The organism is Thiocapsa imhoffii, from assembly GCF_016583985.1.
Classification (GTDB): domain Bacteria; phylum Pseudomonadota; class Gammaproteobacteria; order Chromatiales; family Chromatiaceae; genus Thiocapsa; species Thiocapsa imhoffii.
In genome coordinates this window covers 530,965-545,909 of the sequence record NZ_NRSD01000001.1, presented here as the reverse complement: position 1 = coordinate 545,909, position 14,945 = coordinate 530,965, and the positions used below count along the sequence as shown (strand labels likewise).

Sequence of the window (14,945 nt, the reverse complement as noted above, 5' to 3'; positions counted from 1 at the left end):
CCACCGCCCGGTAGCATCCCGACTTGGTAGGATCGAGGTAGGATCGAGATCGAGGTTCAAACGCGATGCGAACACGGCCAAGCGCCGGTTGCCACCGATTGCAGTTGCCGCTCCAGCAAGGATCTGGTACTTAAGCCCCTTTTTCATCGCCGGCTCAGACCTCTGGACCGGTCATGACGACTCATGATGAGAGCCTTCGAGAGGATGAAGATGGCCCAAGCGAACACGAGCCAGATCAGCACGAGAGGATTCGAGCCTTACCGCATCGGACCCGATGAAGACTATATGAGTCCTGAACAGGAGACGCATTTTCGCGAGATCCTGATCGCCTGGAAGCAGTCGCTCATGGAAGAAGTCGATCGAACCGTGCATCACATGCAGGATGAGGCGACCAACTTCCCGGATCCGAATGACCGTGCGACACAGGAGTCGGAGTTCAGCCTGGAGCTGCGGACGCGGGACCGCGAGCGAAAGTTGATCAAGAAGATCGACGAGGCGCTCGTCCGCATCAGCGAGCACGAGTATGGCTACTGCGAGGCCTGCGGGGTCGAGATCGGCATTCGCCGTCTCGAGGCGCGTCCAACGGCAACGCTCTGCATCGATTGCAAAACACTCGACGAGATCCGCGAGCGCCAACGCGGCTGAGCCGTCGCTCGGATCCGCGCGGGCCCACCCCGGCACCCGGAATCGGGCCGACGTGACCCGGATCAGGAGCCATGTCCCAGGCGTTGGCGTGCCCCCCGTATCGCGGCCGGTTCGCACCTTCGCCAACCGGCCCCTTGCATTTGGGGTCACTCTTGACGGCGGTGGCCAGCTTCGCGGATGCGCGCGCGGCCGACGGTGTCTGGTTGGTGCGGATGGAGGATCTCGATCGTCAGCGCGAGGTCCCTGGTGCGGCTGACGACATCTTACGAACTCTGGAGGCCTGTGGGCTGTTCTGGGATGAGACCCTGATCCGTCAACGTGACCGAACCGAGGCCTATCGCGCAGCGCTCGCCGGGCTTGCCAAGCAGAATCTCACCTACCCCTGCGCCTGCTCCCGAGCCCAAGTCGCGCGTCTGGGCAGGCCAGGGATCGAGGGGCCGATTTATCCCGGAACCTGCCGTGACGGCTTATCGCCCGCGCAGCACGCCCGGGCCGAACGCTTTCGTGCACCGTCTGGCGCCGTTGCCTTCATCGACCGAATCCAGGGGCCACAGACCCAGGATGTCAGCCTGACGGTCGGTGATTTCGTCTTGAGACGTGCCGATGGCGTGCACGCCTACCAGCTCGCGGTGGTCGTCGACGACGCTTGGCAGGGGATCAATCAGATCTTGCGCGGCGCCGATCTGCTCCTCTCGACCCCGCGCCAGATCATGCTCCAGCACGCATTGCAGTTCACCCAGCCGAGCTATGCGCATCTCCCACTGCTGTTGGACGAACATGGACGTAAGCTGAGTAAATCACTGGCCGCCGCCCCAGTGGATGCACGCGACCCCTACCCCAGCTTAGGTCGCGTCTGGGCACTCCTCGGTCAGACTCCACCGCCCCGAGATCTCGCGCTGCCGGACTTTTGGAGTTGGGCCATCCCACGCTGGCGCATCGATCAGGTGCCCGCGCGTCAGACCTTAGCTGCCATCAACCATGGTGGCTGACCGCGCGCGTCCGCCACCACGGAGGCAGCGACCGGCATCACTCTTGGCTAAAGGCACGCAGATAGGACGAGAAGCGTTCGCCAACCTCAGGATGGGCCAGGCCAAACTCGACGTTGGCCTCAAGAAAACCGAGCTTGCTGCCACAATCGTAACGCTTGCCCTCGAACGGATAGGCAATCACGGGCTCATCCGCGAGCAATGCCGCGATGGCATCTGTTAACTGGATCTCGTCACCGGTTCCCGCGCGCGTCTGCTCGAGCTTTTCGAAGATCCGCGGCGTCAGGAGATAGCGACCCACCACTGCCAAGTTTGACGGGGCATCCGCGGGGGCGGGTTTTTCGACGATCCCAACGACGCGCATTTCGCCATCCTGACCCGGCTCGACCTTCACGATACCGTATTTATTGGTGTCCTCATGTGCGACCTCCTGGACACTCAAGACGCTGCAGCCGTAGCGCTCATACACATCGATCATCTGCTCGACGACGCCCTTGGTGTGTGAGCGAATCAAGTCATCGGCTAAGATCACCACGAAGGGCTCGTCCCCGACCACGGCTTTGGCGCACAAGACCGCGTGGCCCAGCCCAAGCGCCTCGGCTTGGCGCACATAGATGCAGGTCACACTCGGCGGCATGACGTTCTGAACGATATTGAGCAGGTGTTGCTTGCCTGCCTCCGCCAGTTCCGACTCCAATTCATAGGCTTTATCGAAGTGATCCTCGATCGAACGCTTGTTCCGACCCGTGATGAAGACCAGCTGGGTGATACCGGCGTCCTCGGCCTCTTCAGCAGCATACTGAATCAACGGCTTATCGACCACCGACATCATTTCTTTGGGACTCGCCTTGGTCGCGGGCAAGAACCGGGTCCCAAGCCCGGCCACCGGGAATACGGCCTTTCGCACTTTCGCCATCGCGCTATCTCCTCCGATTGAATCCAGTCTTCGGCCACGCCGCCGCATCCACGCCGGCGTGAACCCATGCTCCGTAACCGAGCCGTCAAACGTATCCCATAGGGTGCAGCCGTTCACTGAACGGAGCAGCCATGACCTCAGATCCCTTCGCGGCGCGCCGTCACACGGCCAAGTCCGCCTCAATGGCGCGCAGCGCGGCCAAGGGATCAGCCGCCGCGGTAATGGGCCGCCCGATGACGAGATCGTCGGCGCCGGCGGCCAACGCCTCACGCGGCGTCATGACCCGCCGCTGGTCATCGGCAACCCCTCCCGCGGGTCTGATGCCAGGCGTGACCAACCGAAACCCGGCCCCCTCGACCGCGCGCACCGCAGCCGCCTCGCGTGGCGAGCAGACGATACCGTCGAGACCCGCGGCATGACCAAGGGCAGCGAGCGCCAGGACACGCTCGAGCGGATCGCCCGGACATCCGACCGCAGCCAAATCATCGCCGGTCAGACTCGTCAACAGGGTCACACCGACCAACAAGGGAGGCCGTGTCACGCGCTCGAGCCGTTCCCGGGCCGCCGCAATCATGCGTGCACCGCCCATAATGTGCAGATTCACCATCCAGACCCCCAGATCCGCCGCCACGGCACAGGCGCCCGCGACCGTATTGGGAATGTCGTGGTATTTCAGATCGAGGAACACCTCGAAACCACGCACCTGGAGGGCCTCGACGAGGCCCGGTCCGGCTCGCGTGAACAGTTCTTTGCCAACTTTGACGCGGCAGGCGGAGGGGTCAAGGCGTTCGATCAGGTCGAGGGCCAGCGACTCGTCAGAAAAATCGAGCGCCACGATAATGGGTTTGGTTCCTGACATCTCGGTCTTCCTCAAGATTCGCATGCTCCGGCGAGTGTTCAGGCCAGTCGCCGCTCGTGCAAGACCTCATCCCCGATGATCGGCTCGGGTTGCACGGGCACGACACACCCCCAGCAGCGACAACTCGGACATTGCCAGAACAGCGAGCGCGCCTGGAATCCACAGTGGTCGCATTGGTAGACGGGTTGGCGTACCAGGAGATGACGGGTGACCTCCAGTGCCACCGCAGCCCGGTGGCGTGCGCGCTCATCAGCGTCCGGGTGAGCTTCGGCCAGCCACTGCAGAAGACGCTCAAGCGCCGCCAGGTCAGCATAACGCGTCAGATAGTCGGTGAGCAGATCCATCGCGGCATCCCGCCCGCGCGTCTCGGCCACGACATCGCTGAGACTCAGCACCAAGGCGGGGCTCGAGTGACGCTGCGCCAGATCCTCAAGGATCGCCGGCAAATCATGACGCCCCATGCGGCGGAGTGCCTCGATCAAGGCCGGCAGGATCTCGGGGACATAGGATGCGCGCTGCGCCGCCACGTGCATGAAGAGTTCCAGCGCCCGCTCGGGATCACCGTCCTCGAGCACCGCGTTGCCCTCGAGCATCGTGGCGCGCACACACTCGGGATCAGCCTCGCGCGCCTGCTCCAGATGCTGCTTCGCCCGCTGCGGATCTCCGGAGCGGCGCGCCTCTTCGGCGAGTTCGCAGTGATATTGCGCGATCGCAACAGCCATGGGCTGCTCGCTGATCGGCTTAAGCAATTCCGCAACCTCAAGGCACCGGCCCCAATCGCGCTCTTGTTCGTAGATGTCGCGCAGCGACTCCAATGCCCGCTGACGGTGGAATCCCAACCCAACGAGTTCCTCGAATAGTGCCTCGGCGCGATCGAGCAGTCCCGCGCGCAGATAATCCTGACCGAGCTCGAACAAGGCATCGCCTCGTTGTTCCGCACCGAGCCGCTGGTGAGCGATGAGGTTTTGATGGATCCGGATCGCCCGATCAACCTCACCCCGACGCCGAAAGAGATTGCCCAGCGCCAAGTGGGTTTCGACGGTATCGTCGTTCACTTCGACCAGTTCGAGAAAGGTGTCGATCGCCTTGTCCGGCTCCTCCGCGAGGAGATCGTTCAATCCTCGCAGCAATGCTGGGTGCGTGGGACGCAAGGGTACGCTCGGACGCCGCGCTCCTCGTTGCGCAACCCACCAGCCCGACGCCGCGGCGACCGGTAAGAGCAGGAACAGCAGTTCGATCACCGTTCCTCCAGCGCGCGGGGATGGACAAGAACCGGCATGGTCGCTCGGGCAAGGTTCCGGTCATCGTGATGTCTGAGGTGCATTGATTGGCTCACGTCGCAAAGTATACAGACAAGGCGGACCGCTCGCATGACGGTGCCCGAATCACCCGGATCGGTTTGAATAGGACCCCGGGAGGTCTCGGCAAGTTTGGAACCGCTCCAACTCAAACCCCTTCCGGCGTGCGCACTGTCCGATACGGAGATCCTTCCGCACGGCAGGTCCCTCGTACGGTCTGGACCACGCTCGGAATCCGCAAGCGTCGCCTTGGCGATCATCCTCGAAACCCCAACCTCTTCGACCAGACGTTCACCCAACGGCTCAACCCAACTGACTAGAGGAGACGGGCTCGTGCAAGCATTCGCTGACAAGACTGTATTTATCACCGGTGCCGCGGGAAATCTCGGACGCGCGACGGCGGTCGCCTTCGCCCGCGAGGGTGCGCGGCTCGCCCTGGTGGACAAGGATCAGCAGGCACTGCAAGCGGCTCGCGACACCCTCCCTAAAGACGGCCAGTTCGAGATCTTCGCAACCGATCTGCTGGATCCGACCGCCGTTTCGGCGATGGTCGAGGCCGTCAGGCAGCGATTCCAGCGTCTCGATGTGATCGCGAATATTGCCGGGGGGTTTGACATGGGACCCGCGGTACACGAGACCACGGATGCCCAGTGGGACTTCATGATGGACCTGAATCTGCGCAGTCTGTTCAATTGTTGCCGTGCCGTGATCCCGGTGTTGCTGGAGTCCGGTAGCGGTCGAATCCTGAACGTTTCCGCGCGAGCGGCCAAGCATGGTGTGGGTCACATGGCGCCCTATTGCGCATCCAAGGCCGCCGTGATCACATTGACCGAGAGTCTGTCGGAAGAGCTGAAGCACCAGGGCATCACGGTGAACTGCATCCTCCCCGGAACCATCGACACGCCGCAGAATCGCGCGGCCATGCCGGATGCCAACCACGCAACCTGGGTCCCATTAGACGCCATTGCGGACGTGATTCTCTTCTTGTCTTCCGCGGCGGCGCGGGGCGTGACCGGTGCCGCCATCCCGGTCTATGGTCGCAGTTGAAAGGCCACGTGGACGCAACTCAGGATCGTCGCCAGATGATGCACACAGACACCGCCAGCGCCCGCCGCACGCAACGACAGATGCCGGACTCAAGGCCGCATCCCCACGCGGGGCTCCTAGCGACATGGCTGTATCTGGCGATCGCGGCGCTGACCATCGCAGGCGCCGGTGAGGCGCACGCACGTCCACTCGACGAGCAAACCCAGGCGATCTTGGTTGAGGCGGTCGAGGCTGCCTACGCGCTCGATCTGTATCACGCTCGCTGCCGCAGCGACGGATCCAACCGGCGGACCGAGAACCTCAATAAGCTGATCGCCAGCCGGCAACGGATCACGGTGCTGCGCGTGCAGGACGATCTCTTCCCGGAGCGCAACTACCGTCGCGTTCAGGAACGACTGCAACGGGAGTTCATGGAGATGCTCAGTGAGCGCGGTGGTTGCGCCGGGGTGAAGGACTCGGAATTGCCCGCTCAACTGCGCGCGCGCTATGACGAGATGATGCGGACCGTCGAGGCGCTACCCTGAAGCGGGCGTGTCCGCCTCGAGGATGTGCGCCAGAACCGCCAGACGCAGCGCCGCCGCGCTCAGGACCTCGCAATCCTGTCGATCAAGCCATGGCCGCTGACGCTGCGAACAGTCTAGACGTTCGACGACAGTCTGGACGCGTGCGAGTTGCAACCCGAGATCCTCGCCAAACTGCTTCATCAGAGTCTCCCGCCCCGCGATCGCCTGGCGTAATTCCAAGAGCTCTTCATGAGCGGGTGCACCGGCGGTCAGCCGATTCACATCACGCAGAGCCACCGCCTCGCGCATTGCGACACGCCACCAATCAACAAAGGTCGCCTTATGATCAGCCAGGGTGTTCAGTGAGCGGGCCATGAGCTCGACCTCGTCACGCGCCCCACGCGTGACGGGAATACGCTCCCCTGGCGTCTCCGTGACCAAGCGATCGAGCAGGCGCGCGAAACGGCGTAACGTCCGGGCAAGTCGCAGGCTGATCCACACGGCGAAGATCAGGCCCGCGCCGGTGGCCCCGAACGCGATCAGAAGATTCAGCCGGCCCTGCGCGCGCGCGTCCGCGCTCCACCGCGCCGTCATCGCCGTCAGCTCGGCGCGGGCCAGTTCGAGGTTCGCCTCGACCAGTGGGGTGATGCGTGCGGCGGCGGCATCCATCTCCCGCCCCAGCACTGCAATCCGACGGTTCTGTTCGACCAAGGCGTGAAAAGATTCATCGTAGGTGCGCAACCGCTCCGCGAGCATGCCCTGGATCTCCGGCACCCTCATCTCGTCGAGTCGTTGGGCGAGCTGCGCCAGGATCTGATCGACCATCGCGACATAGTCATCGCCCCCGCGCAGCAGATAGTCCTTTTCACGACGCCGCAACTGCAGGATGTCGAGCGCCAGCCCATCGGCTGTATCCCACGACTCCCGCGTCAAGCCCATTGCGGCCGCCTCCAGCGCATGGGCACTGTGCCGAAACTGCCCCTGCAAGCCACGGTTCTCATCCAGCCCCCTGATCACCCAGGCATCGAGGAGAGCCACAAAGCGCAGCAGATAATCGCGGGTGAGCCACTGGATCTCTGTGGCGGTGCGTGCCGAGGACGAGTCGAGTCGTCCCAATGCCAACGTCTCATCCGCAAGCCCACGGCCAGAAGCTGCCACCTCCATGGCCGCTGTGAGTTCGGGGTGGAGTCGGAAGCTCGCCTCCGCCTGCCGCATCGCAGTCATGTTGCGTGCGATGCCAAACGCAAAGGATTGACGTGCGCCGAAAACCTGGTGCAAGCGTTCATAATCGGCCGCAAGTCGCGTCAGGGTCCGTTGATCGTGCAGGATCACACCCAGGAAGATCAGAATGACCAAACCAAAGCCAAGCGCAATCTTTTCCCCGATCCGCAATCGACTGGTGAGTGTCTTCATCTCAACCCCTCATGTTCGAGAATTCGCACCCAGCGTACCGATCGCAGCGGTGCGGTGGCGCTGCGCGCGTCTCTCCCCTCGGGACTGGTTGCTGCCAGCCCTGTGACAGGCCGTTGGAGGTCTGGTCACAATGGCGAGAGGATCCCGTCGACAGGACTACGCATGCCCGCGCCGATTGTCACTCCGAACTCAGATTTTCTCAGGCAGTTTCGCGACCGGACACGTCAGCACGCGGAGTGTTCGGACCTCGATCTGCGCGGATCACGGCGACTGGGCAAGACCGCCATTTCACTGCCTGCGCCACCGCTCCCATTGCAGATCCTCCTCGGTGGCCCGCCAGGCTACCGGCTTCATCTCTATCCCGAATTGGTGCAAGACGCCACCGGACAGTTCGGGCATCGCGGTGACTACTTACTCGTCGACCCCCAGACCTTCTTTTCCGAGATCAGTGGCTTCATCCGCATTCACCCAGGTGACGCCCTGACGCTGGGGCGAGAGGACCCGCTGCAGCAACACCTGCTGCACTACCCCCGCGGCGTTGATGCTCGCCATCTGCGTCTGAAACTCACCCCCAACGGGCTCACGCTCAAGAACAAGTCGCGGGCGCCCACCTGTGTCGCCCCGCTCACGGCGCGCGATCTCAGCGAGCGCATGGCGCGCTGGCGCTGGCGCGGTCTCGAGCGCCTGGGCCAACTGCTCGGTGGGCCAATCGAACCCTTAGCGCGCGCTGACGCGGCGGAGTTGATCCGGCAGGTGAACGACCTGATGGCCCGGGAGCCCTACCGCACCTTAAACGACCGCGGCCACCCGGGCGGCCTCTTGATGCTGCCGCACCGTCCCACACCGATCGTCGTTGGAGAACTGCGTGCGCAAGTCGACAATCTACTCGTCATCCTGACCCAGAATGGCTTTCTCGACGCACTCGCAGAGGGCAGTGCCATGCTGATCATCCTCGGCAGCGCGGTCCATTCGGATCGGGTCGCGCAGGCCGCGGAGATGGACTCATCGATTCTGATGATGGACCTCATCTTTCGTCTCAAACTGCGCTTCCCCGAGCGGGTCTTCTATCTACGAGGTCGCCATGACAGTTTCTCCGAAGCGCTCAACTGCGGTGGACTCCCCCAGGGATCACTGTGGGAGGATGCCCTCCACCAGGCCCGTGGACCTGGTTATCGGGATGCCATGCGCACCTTCTACCAACGCCTCCCCGTGATCGCCGCGACGCGTCACTATCTCGCCGCCCATGGCAGTCCCCCGATTGATGCGCGTGGATTGCCGTCGCTGGTCGATCTCGATCCGGAACGGGCCGAGCTGATGCCGTCGCACCCTGACTTCGCCGACCACGCACCCAACCGACCTAGTCGACGCGACCTCACGCGGCTGTTTCGCCGCCTCGGGCTCGCCGATGACGCAACGGCGCTGATGGCCGGGGCCGCAACGACGTGGGCGGCCCCTCCGACCGACCTCCTGGTCGCACCGCGCCAACCCTATCGGCTCTACAGCGGCGATGCGCGTTGGGTCGGGCTGGTAACCCGCGTGCGCAAACGCCTCGTCTCACTAGTCTATCCAGCGGAACCCGTGAGGCGGATTCTCAAGCGTCGTGAATCCGCCACGACTGGATTCGAAATGCGCTGAAGCGCCTAGCGCTCATCGCCCAGTCCACCGATCAGCGCCTCAGCGGTCCGAAGCGTTGGTCGAGGCTGTGGACGTCGCGCACGTACCAGGAGACCAATTCAACCTTGCCGGTCTGGCTTAGGACCGCGCAGCCATCATGACGCAGCAGCAGGGGGATCGGCTCGATGCCGCGCTCGGCGTCGAGGATCAGGCGCGGACGGAAAGCCAGTGCGTTCATCGGCGTGACCCAATCGTCGATGATCCGCATCCAGGGCCACTGCAGCGCGAAGGGCTCCGATGCGCTCAGATGGATGCAGTCGTCCCGCGACTCAGCCAGGAGGTTCTGCAAGCCCCGGGTGGCCGTCCACCAGGCCGCGGACTTCGCGAGCAGAAGCACGACCATGGAGACGGCGATGATCATGACCAGGCTCGTGCGGCCCCGCAACCGGGGATCCCAGCGGGGCAGTTGCAACCAGCCGAGTTGCGGCGGGGCCAACACCAGCGCCGAGACCAGCCCCATCAGCGCCAGCCCAACAACGAACGTCACCCCGGATTTAAGCTGGATGCCCTCCCCGTTCAGGATCTCCACACTCACGAGCACCGCGACCACCGGCACCAACCCGGCAAGGACGCGCGCGAACCCGAGGATCAGACCCTGCGCCCGGCCCCGCAGCAGCAGACCGACGCCGAGCGTCAGCCCGAGCATCAAGACCACGATCAGCAACAGGTGTTGGCCCCAGGTGTTGGTCATCAGATAGTTGATCGCGGAATCGGTCTCGAGGCGTCCCCGCTCGTAGTCGTTCATGCCGACGAGCGTCCACGCCAGTCGCAACAGCCCTGATCCCAACGACCAGAGCGCGAGCACGCCCCAGATCCGCCGCAGGTTCGGCAACAGCCAGGCCAGCGCAGCGCCCAGCAGCGCCAGGGCGAAGGCCGGGAGGAAGGCTAATGGATGGAGTGCAACCAGCATGGGCGGCACGATCGCGGCGGCCAGCCAGACCCAACGACGCGCGGGCGCGAGCAGCATTGCCAGCACCAGCGGCCAAGTCAGATAGAGGCAGGACAGCAGCTCCGACACGCCGGAGAAGTTGACCAGGTTCAGGAGAAACCACAACAGCGGGAACAGGAACAGCACTGGCGCTCGGCGCCGCACGAGGGCCCAGCAGGCCAGGAGCGACGCGATCGGCAAGGCCACATAGCCGAGCGCAAACAGATGCCGTAGCAGGACCGGATCGGCGATCCGTGACGCGGCCCATGCCGCCGGGAGCTGCGGGAGCACCGCCGTGTAGCGCAGATTGGGCAGTTCCACCTGCCCGGTGGTGGCGATCTTGAAGAAGTACCAGCCGCCATCCTGGAACAGCGGCAGACCCACAAGAGCGGTCAGGAGATAGGCGCAGACCACCGCGAGCAGGGCGAGATCGACCGCTCCGCGGCGCACCCTCTCGAGAGGGCCACCGCCCTCACCAGACAGTTCAGCGGGTCCGCGCGCCAACGCCGGGCCAAGGAGTGGTGCAATCGACACGGAGGCTCTCCGTTAGCTGGTGATGCGGCATTGAACCGCCCGAAACAGGAGCATTGAGTGCTTCGGGAAGATCGCCCAAAGGTGGTTCACGCACCCATCGAGACACATCGTGCAATGCGGCTCTTGCGGTTGTGATTCGGCGCGCTCTATTCTATCGCACGCGCAAGACGAAGCCGCCGATCCGACGGGTGGTTCGCGAGAAATCCGCACCCGATCCGAATCGAGACGTGCTTGCCGGGGGCTTTGTGATCCACGCGCCCCGTCGCTTTCACCACCGGCCGGCCGGCCGATCCCAACAACCGATCCAGTTCCTACGGACAACGTCCCATGCTCGCCGCGGAGCCCGTTGTCGAGCTGTCCCTGACGCTCGGCTTGATCCTTTTGGCACTGTCTTCACTCAACCTGCTCGGCTTGATGTGCGCGCGTCTGCTCATGCCGTCTCGACGACTCGTCGCGCCGACGTACGCGCCCAAACAACGGCCAAACGTACTGGTTCAGTTGCCGCTCTTCAACGAGGGCGAACTGGTCGATCGCGTCCTTGAGGCCGTCATGGCCCAAGAGTGGCCGCATGACCGCCTACAGATCCAGGTGCTCGACGACAGCACCGATGACTGTTCGCTGTCACTGAGCCAGCGGGCCGTCGCCAAGCTGCGCTGCGAGGGCGTCGAGATCGAGCTCCTGCATCGAATCAAGCGCACCGCCTACAAAGCCGGCGCACTGGCGGCCGGCCTTGAGCGTTCGGATGCGCCGTTCGTGGCCATCTTCGACGCCGATTTCATGCCACCGCCGGATTTCCTGCGCAAGGCCATCGCGCCCTTGCTCGCGCAGCCCGATCTTGCCTACGTTCAAGCCCGCTGGGCGCATCTCAACCGGGACGACAGCCTGCTCACCCGCACCCAGGCGCGCCTGCTCGATGCACACTTTGAGGTCGAGCAGGAGGCGCGTTGGCGCCTGGGTCTGCCGGTCCCCTTCAACGGAACCTGCGGTGTCTGGCGTCGCCGCGCAATCGATGACGCCGGCGGCTGGCAAGGCGATACCCTCACCGAGGATCTGGACCTGAGTCTGCGGGCCCGTCTGCGCGGTTGGCACTCCGGGTTCATGAAGGATCTCCCGGTCCCGGGCGTGCTGCCCGTCTCGGTGCGTGCCTGGCGCACGCAGCAATTTCGCTGGACCAAGGGATTCGCTCAGTGCTTCGTGAAACTGCTGCCGATGATCTGGGCCAGCCCCGTGCTGCCGCGCTGGCAGAAGATCCTGATCAGCTTCGAACTCGGCCAACCCCTGGCCTTCCTGATTGGCGCGGCCTGCGTGATCTTGGGTCTGCCCTTCATCGCCGGCACGGCACTGCCCGGCGAGGCGCTGAGCCGCGTCGCGATCGTCACCTCGATCCTCGGCTTCGCGGCACCCATCGGTTTTCTGACGCTTGCGGGCCTCCGCTCCGGAGTCCGCGTGACGGCGACCGAAGTCCTGGGTGCACTCTTCCTGACCACCGGGCTGCTCCTCTCCAACGCGCGCGCTGGCCTGGAGGCCCTGGTCGGTTACCGCAGTCCCTTTGTGCGCACCCCGAAAGGCGCGGTCACCGCCGGCCCGCGCCGGGTGATGCACTGGCCACATGGGCTTCCGGAACTGGGTGCTGGACTTGGCCTCTTGGGCTTCACACTGTTGGAAGAGCCGGTCGCGGTCCTCTATCTGATCATGGTCATTGGTGGCCTGCTTGGCGTGGGAACCCTGCAGTTTTTGGATGGACGCGCCCTCTCCAAACAGCCAGGCGCTGGATTCTGACGCCATGTACTCGGGACCAGCGCGCGTATCGCGGCCAGCCCTGCCCGCTGCAGGACGGCACCATTGATCAGGGCGACGTCGCGCGCGTCGCCTTCATGCCGATCTCGTCGCCGCGAGCCGTGTGCGCAATTGCTCCCAACGCTCGACCTGTTCAGGTTTTAAGCGCCCCTCGGCATCGCGTCCGACAAAGACCTTGAACATGCAGCCGCCCTCCTGGTTCAGGAACTGCACCGAGACGCTGTCCTTGCCCATGAAGGGGCGCCGCACGAAGGCAACAGCGCCGCAGCGTTCGGCGCGGATGTGGCCGCTCAGACCCATTTCAGCCTCCAGGTTGTAGAAGCCGGAACCAAAGCGACCGGACGGCAGCGGTCCTTTGACCTCCATCACCAGATCCTCGGTATGGACGATGACGACCAGGTCACCCCAATCGGCTAGGTCGGCCATCGCGTCCCCGAAACAACTCCCGGGCACTTGGGTCTGCATGTCCTCCGGGAGGCACGCCAGGGCCGCTTGATAGGGAACGCCATGCTGGCGCGCGAGTGACTCCAGGATGACGCCAGGGTGCTTGGCCAGCGCCGCGCGCACCGGGGTCAGCTCAGGTGTTGCGGTCATGTCGGTTCTCCTCGATTCGGGATCGGATCCGGGCAGTCGGACTCGGCCAGGGCCGAGCGTGATGTGCAGATGTCGTTCAAGGCACGCAGCAGATTAGGGCTCCAAAATCGTCCCGCACGCGTCAAGTGGATCAAGGACCCGTCGCGCCGCAGCAGGCCGGCCTGCGACCACTGATCGAAGAGCGGATCGAGGGCCGACAGGAGCCCAGGCGCCTGCGCCGTTTCGAGACACGTCAGGTCCAGGCAGCCGACCTCGATGCCGCCAGCGAGCCGATCGCGCAGAGGCGCAAGCGCATCGGCGACGTGCAGTGTGCCAAGCGGTTTATCACCGCGCCGGATCGCCGCGCGGTAAGGATCCAAATCGCCCACCAGGCTGTAGCGGTATCGGCCGATCGACCCGCCCGCGCCCGCACCGTAGGCGAGGCAGTCTGCCCCTTGCTTAATCAGCCGGTTGTAACGATTGCGCTCGCGTTGCGTGCGTGCCCAATGGCTGTTGCTGATCTGGCACCAGCCCAACTCGTCCAAGGCGTCGGCGCCGATCCGATACAGCTCGCCCTGTTGCGGCAGGTCCGCTGGCGCGGGGATCTTGCCGTGCCCGACGGCCTGCCGCAGCGGTGCGCTGGGGATGAGGTGCAGCGCATAGAGATCCACTCCATCTGGGCCGAGCGCCTGACAGATCCGCAGATCCTCAGCCCAGATTGCCGGCGTTTGGTCTGGGAACCCGTAGATCAGGTCGAGGACCACGGTGGCGGCGTCGCGTGCGATCAGGTCACCGACGACACGTTCGACCTGCGCTCCGGAGGCCTGACGGCCCTGGCGTCGGCGCACCCGGGTCGCGAAGGTCTGCACCCCGATCGAGAAGCGGTTCGCGCCGCCGGCCAAACAGGCATCGATCATCTCGGCAGTGAAGTCCTTGACCCGCCCTTCGACCGTGACCTCACAGTCTGGTGCGAGCGGAAGCTGCCGGCAGAGGGTCTCGAGGATGCGTTGAAGGTCGACGGGGTCAAGCGCGGTCGGTGTGCCTCCCCCCAGATAGACCGCCTGGACGGGCCGAGCGGCGATGCCGGGGCCCTGCGCCTCGCGCTGGATCTCCTCAACGACCAGATCCACGAAGGCGGCCGAGCCACCGTCGTGCAGACGCTGGCGATAGAAGCCGCAGAAAAGACAATGATTGGTGCAGAAAGGGATGTGCACATAGGCCAGACGCCGGTCACGCGGTGGCTCGACGCCCTCGATCAAGCCTTGCCAAATGCCGCCGATCTCTTCGTCGGGCACCGGTGTCTTGGTGGCCCAGGGCATCATGGGGCGTCGTGCCGCGAAGGCGTCCTTGATCGGATCGCCGGACACGCGGGCGAAGTATTCCGTGACATCGATCATCGCATTCATGCCGCCTATCGCCTGATCGGATCTCGCATCCAGGTCTTCGCCCCACGGGCGAGTCAGATCGGAAGCGAGATGGGCTCAAAGGACGTGCTGGCAAGGCGCGGTGAACGCGAGGCTGGCGATTCGGAGCGCAGCGAGCCGAGTGAGAACAGTCGGTCGCTCCGTGTTGATAAGCAGCCTGCACAAACCGCCATGCCGATGTCAAGCCCATGCGGTCCTTCGAGCACCCAGCTCTCGCATTCCCACGCAATCTCTGTCCTTGACTTACAAATGAGAATCATTATTATCTTTACCCTACCCTCAGATAGGGTGTCGACGTGTCAGCCACTGAGGCCGATCGCCAAGGTAGCCAGTGATGTAGACCAATGG

At 64.2% G+C, this 14,945-nt stretch carries 13 protein-coding genes; 6 read left to right on the top strand and 7 right to left on the bottom strand.

Features of this window, described 5'->3' with window-relative positions:
- Positions 1 to 210: 210 nt before the first annotated feature.
- The gene (gene dksA, locus CKO25_RS02470) at positions 211 to 645 is read left to right on the top strand and encodes an RNA polymerase-binding protein DksA (RefSeq protein ID WP_200386294.1); all 435 of its coding nucleotides are present in this window, start codon (positions 211 to 213) and stop codon (positions 643 to 645) included.
- Between the two features lie 71 nt (positions 646 to 716).
- Positions 717 to 1,634 carry a tRNA glutamyl-Q(34) synthetase GluQRS gene (gluQRS, locus tag CKO25_RS02465; RefSeq protein ID WP_200386293.1) on the top strand — a complete coding sequence of 306 codons (918 nt, stop codon included), beginning with the start codon at positions 717 to 719 and terminating at the stop codon, positions 1,632 to 1,634.
- Positions 1,635 to 1,671: 37 nt separating this feature from the next.
- On the opposite strand, the gene galU is transcribed toward gluQRS, so the two are convergent.
- The 3 genes from galU to lapB all read right to left on the bottom strand — a co-directional run bounded on the left by galU (position 1,672) and on the right by lapB (position 4,647).
- Complete coding sequence (gene galU / locus CKO25_RS02460) at positions 1,672 to 2,547, bottom strand: UTP--glucose-1-phosphate uridylyltransferase GalU (protein WP_200386292.1); 876 nt, start codon at positions 2,545 to 2,547, stop codon at positions 1,672 to 1,674.
- A 160-nt stretch (positions 2,548 to 2,707) separates the two neighbouring features.
- Positions 2,708 to 3,406: an orotidine-5'-phosphate decarboxylase gene (gene pyrF / locus CKO25_RS02455; protein WP_200386291.1), complete on the bottom strand. Its 699-nt coding sequence runs from the start codon at positions 3,404 to 3,406 to the stop codon at positions 2,708 to 2,710.
- Positions 3,407 to 3,444: 38 nt separating this feature from the next.
- Positions 3,445 to 4,647, bottom strand: coding sequence for a lipopolysaccharide assembly protein LapB (lapB, locus tag CKO25_RS02450; RefSeq protein WP_200386290.1), 1,203 nt, complete (start codon positions 4,645 to 4,647; stop codon positions 3,445 to 3,447).
- 390 nt (positions 4,648 to 5,037) lie between these two features.
- Here lapB and CKO25_RS02445 point away from each other — a divergent pair, with 390 nt between their 5' ends.
- Both CKO25_RS02445 and CKO25_RS02440 read left to right on the top strand, forming a co-directional pair.
- A complete protein-coding gene (locus CKO25_RS02445; protein ID WP_200386289.1) occupies positions 5,038 to 5,751 on the top strand; it encodes an SDR family NAD(P)-dependent oxidoreductase in 714 nt (237 codons plus the stop codon).
- A 35-nt stretch (positions 5,752 to 5,786) separates the two neighbouring features.
- Positions 5,787 to 6,275: a hypothetical protein gene (locus tag CKO25_RS02440; protein ID WP_242467287.1), complete on the top strand. Its 489-nt coding sequence runs from the start codon at positions 5,787 to 5,789 to the stop codon at positions 6,273 to 6,275.
- On the opposite strand, the gene CKO25_RS02435 is transcribed toward CKO25_RS02440, so the two are convergent.
- Positions 6,267 to 7,667: a methyl-accepting chemotaxis protein gene (locus CKO25_RS02435; RefSeq protein WP_200386288.1), complete on the bottom strand. Its 1,401-nt coding sequence runs from the start codon at positions 7,665 to 7,667 to the stop codon at positions 6,267 to 6,269. The genes CKO25_RS02440 and CKO25_RS02435 overlap by 9 nt on opposite strands.
- A 162-nt stretch (positions 7,668 to 7,829) precedes the next feature.
- On the opposite strand from CKO25_RS02435, the gene CKO25_RS02430 reads away from it, so the two are divergent.
- Positions 7,830 to 9,302 carry a metallophosphoesterase family protein gene (locus CKO25_RS02430; protein WP_200386287.1) on the top strand — a complete coding sequence of 491 codons (1,473 nt, stop codon included), beginning with the start codon at positions 7,830 to 7,832 and terminating at the stop codon, positions 9,300 to 9,302.
- A 31-nt stretch (positions 9,303 to 9,333) separates the two neighbouring features.
- On the opposite strand, the gene CKO25_RS02425 is transcribed toward CKO25_RS02430, so the two are convergent.
- A complete protein-coding gene (locus CKO25_RS02425; protein ID WP_200386286.1) occupies positions 9,334 to 10,803 on the bottom strand; it encodes a hypothetical protein in 1,470 nt (489 codons plus the stop codon).
- A 327-nt stretch (positions 10,804 to 11,130) separates the two neighbouring features.
- Between CKO25_RS02425 and CKO25_RS02420 the strand changes: the two genes are divergently transcribed.
- Positions 11,131 to 12,582 carry a glycosyltransferase gene (locus CKO25_RS02420; RefSeq protein WP_200386285.1) on the top strand — a complete coding sequence of 484 codons (1,452 nt, stop codon included), beginning with the start codon at positions 11,131 to 11,133 and terminating at the stop codon, positions 12,580 to 12,582.
- 93 nt (positions 12,583 to 12,675) lie between these two features.
- Here CKO25_RS02420 and hutX read toward each other — a convergent pair whose 3' ends face one another.
- Positions 12,676 to 13,194, bottom strand: a complete 519-nt coding sequence (hutX, locus tag CKO25_RS02415) for a heme utilization cystosolic carrier protein HutX (protein ID WP_200386284.1) — start codon at positions 13,192 to 13,194, stop codon at positions 12,676 to 12,678.
- Positions 13,191 to 14,579, bottom strand: a complete 1,389-nt coding sequence (gene hutW, locus CKO25_RS02410; protein ID WP_200386283.1) for a heme anaerobic degradation radical SAM methyltransferase ChuW/HutW — start codon at positions 14,577 to 14,579, stop codon at positions 13,191 to 13,193. Before hutW ends, hutX begins: the two co-directional genes overlap by 4 nt.
- Positions 14,580 to 14,945: the final 366 nt, after the last annotated feature.

Excerpts from the sequence above, each read along its gene's own strand:
- dksA (WP_200386294.1), top strand. The coding sequence starts at position 211 with ATGGCCCAAGCGAACACGAGCCAGATCAGCACGAGAGGATTCGAGCCT.
- gluQRS (WP_200386293.1), top strand. The coding sequence starts at position 717 with ATGTCCCAGGCGTTGGCGTGCCCCCCGTATCGCGGCCGGTTCGCACCT.
- galU (WP_200386292.1), bottom strand. The coding sequence starts at position 2,547 with ATGGCGAAAGTGCGAAAGGCCGTATTCCCGGTGGCCGGGCTTGGGACC.
- pyrF (WP_200386291.1), bottom strand. The coding sequence starts at position 3,406 with ATGTCAGGAACCAAACCCATTATCGTGGCGCTCGATTTTTCTGACGAG.
- CKO25_RS02440 (WP_242467287.1), top strand. The coding sequence starts at position 5,787 with ATGATGCACACAGACACCGCCAGCGCCCGCCGCACGCAACGACAGATG.
- CKO25_RS02435 (WP_200386288.1), bottom strand. The coding sequence starts at position 7,667 with ATGAAGACACTCACCAGTCGATTGCGGATCGGGGAAAAGATTGCGCTT.
- CKO25_RS02430 (WP_200386287.1), top strand. The coding sequence starts at position 7,830 with ATGCCCGCGCCGATTGTCACTCCGAACTCAGATTTTCTCAGGCAGTTT.
- CKO25_RS02420 (WP_200386285.1), top strand. The coding sequence starts at position 11,131 with ATGCTCGCCGCGGAGCCCGTTGTCGAGCTGTCCCTGACGCTCGGCTTG.
- hutX (WP_200386284.1), bottom strand. The coding sequence starts at position 13,194 with ATGACCGCAACACCTGAGCTGACCCCGGTGCGCGCGGCGCTGGCCAAG.
- hutW (WP_200386283.1), bottom strand. The coding sequence starts at position 14,579 with ATGAATGCGATGATCGATGTCACGGAATACTTCGCCCGCGTGTCCGGC.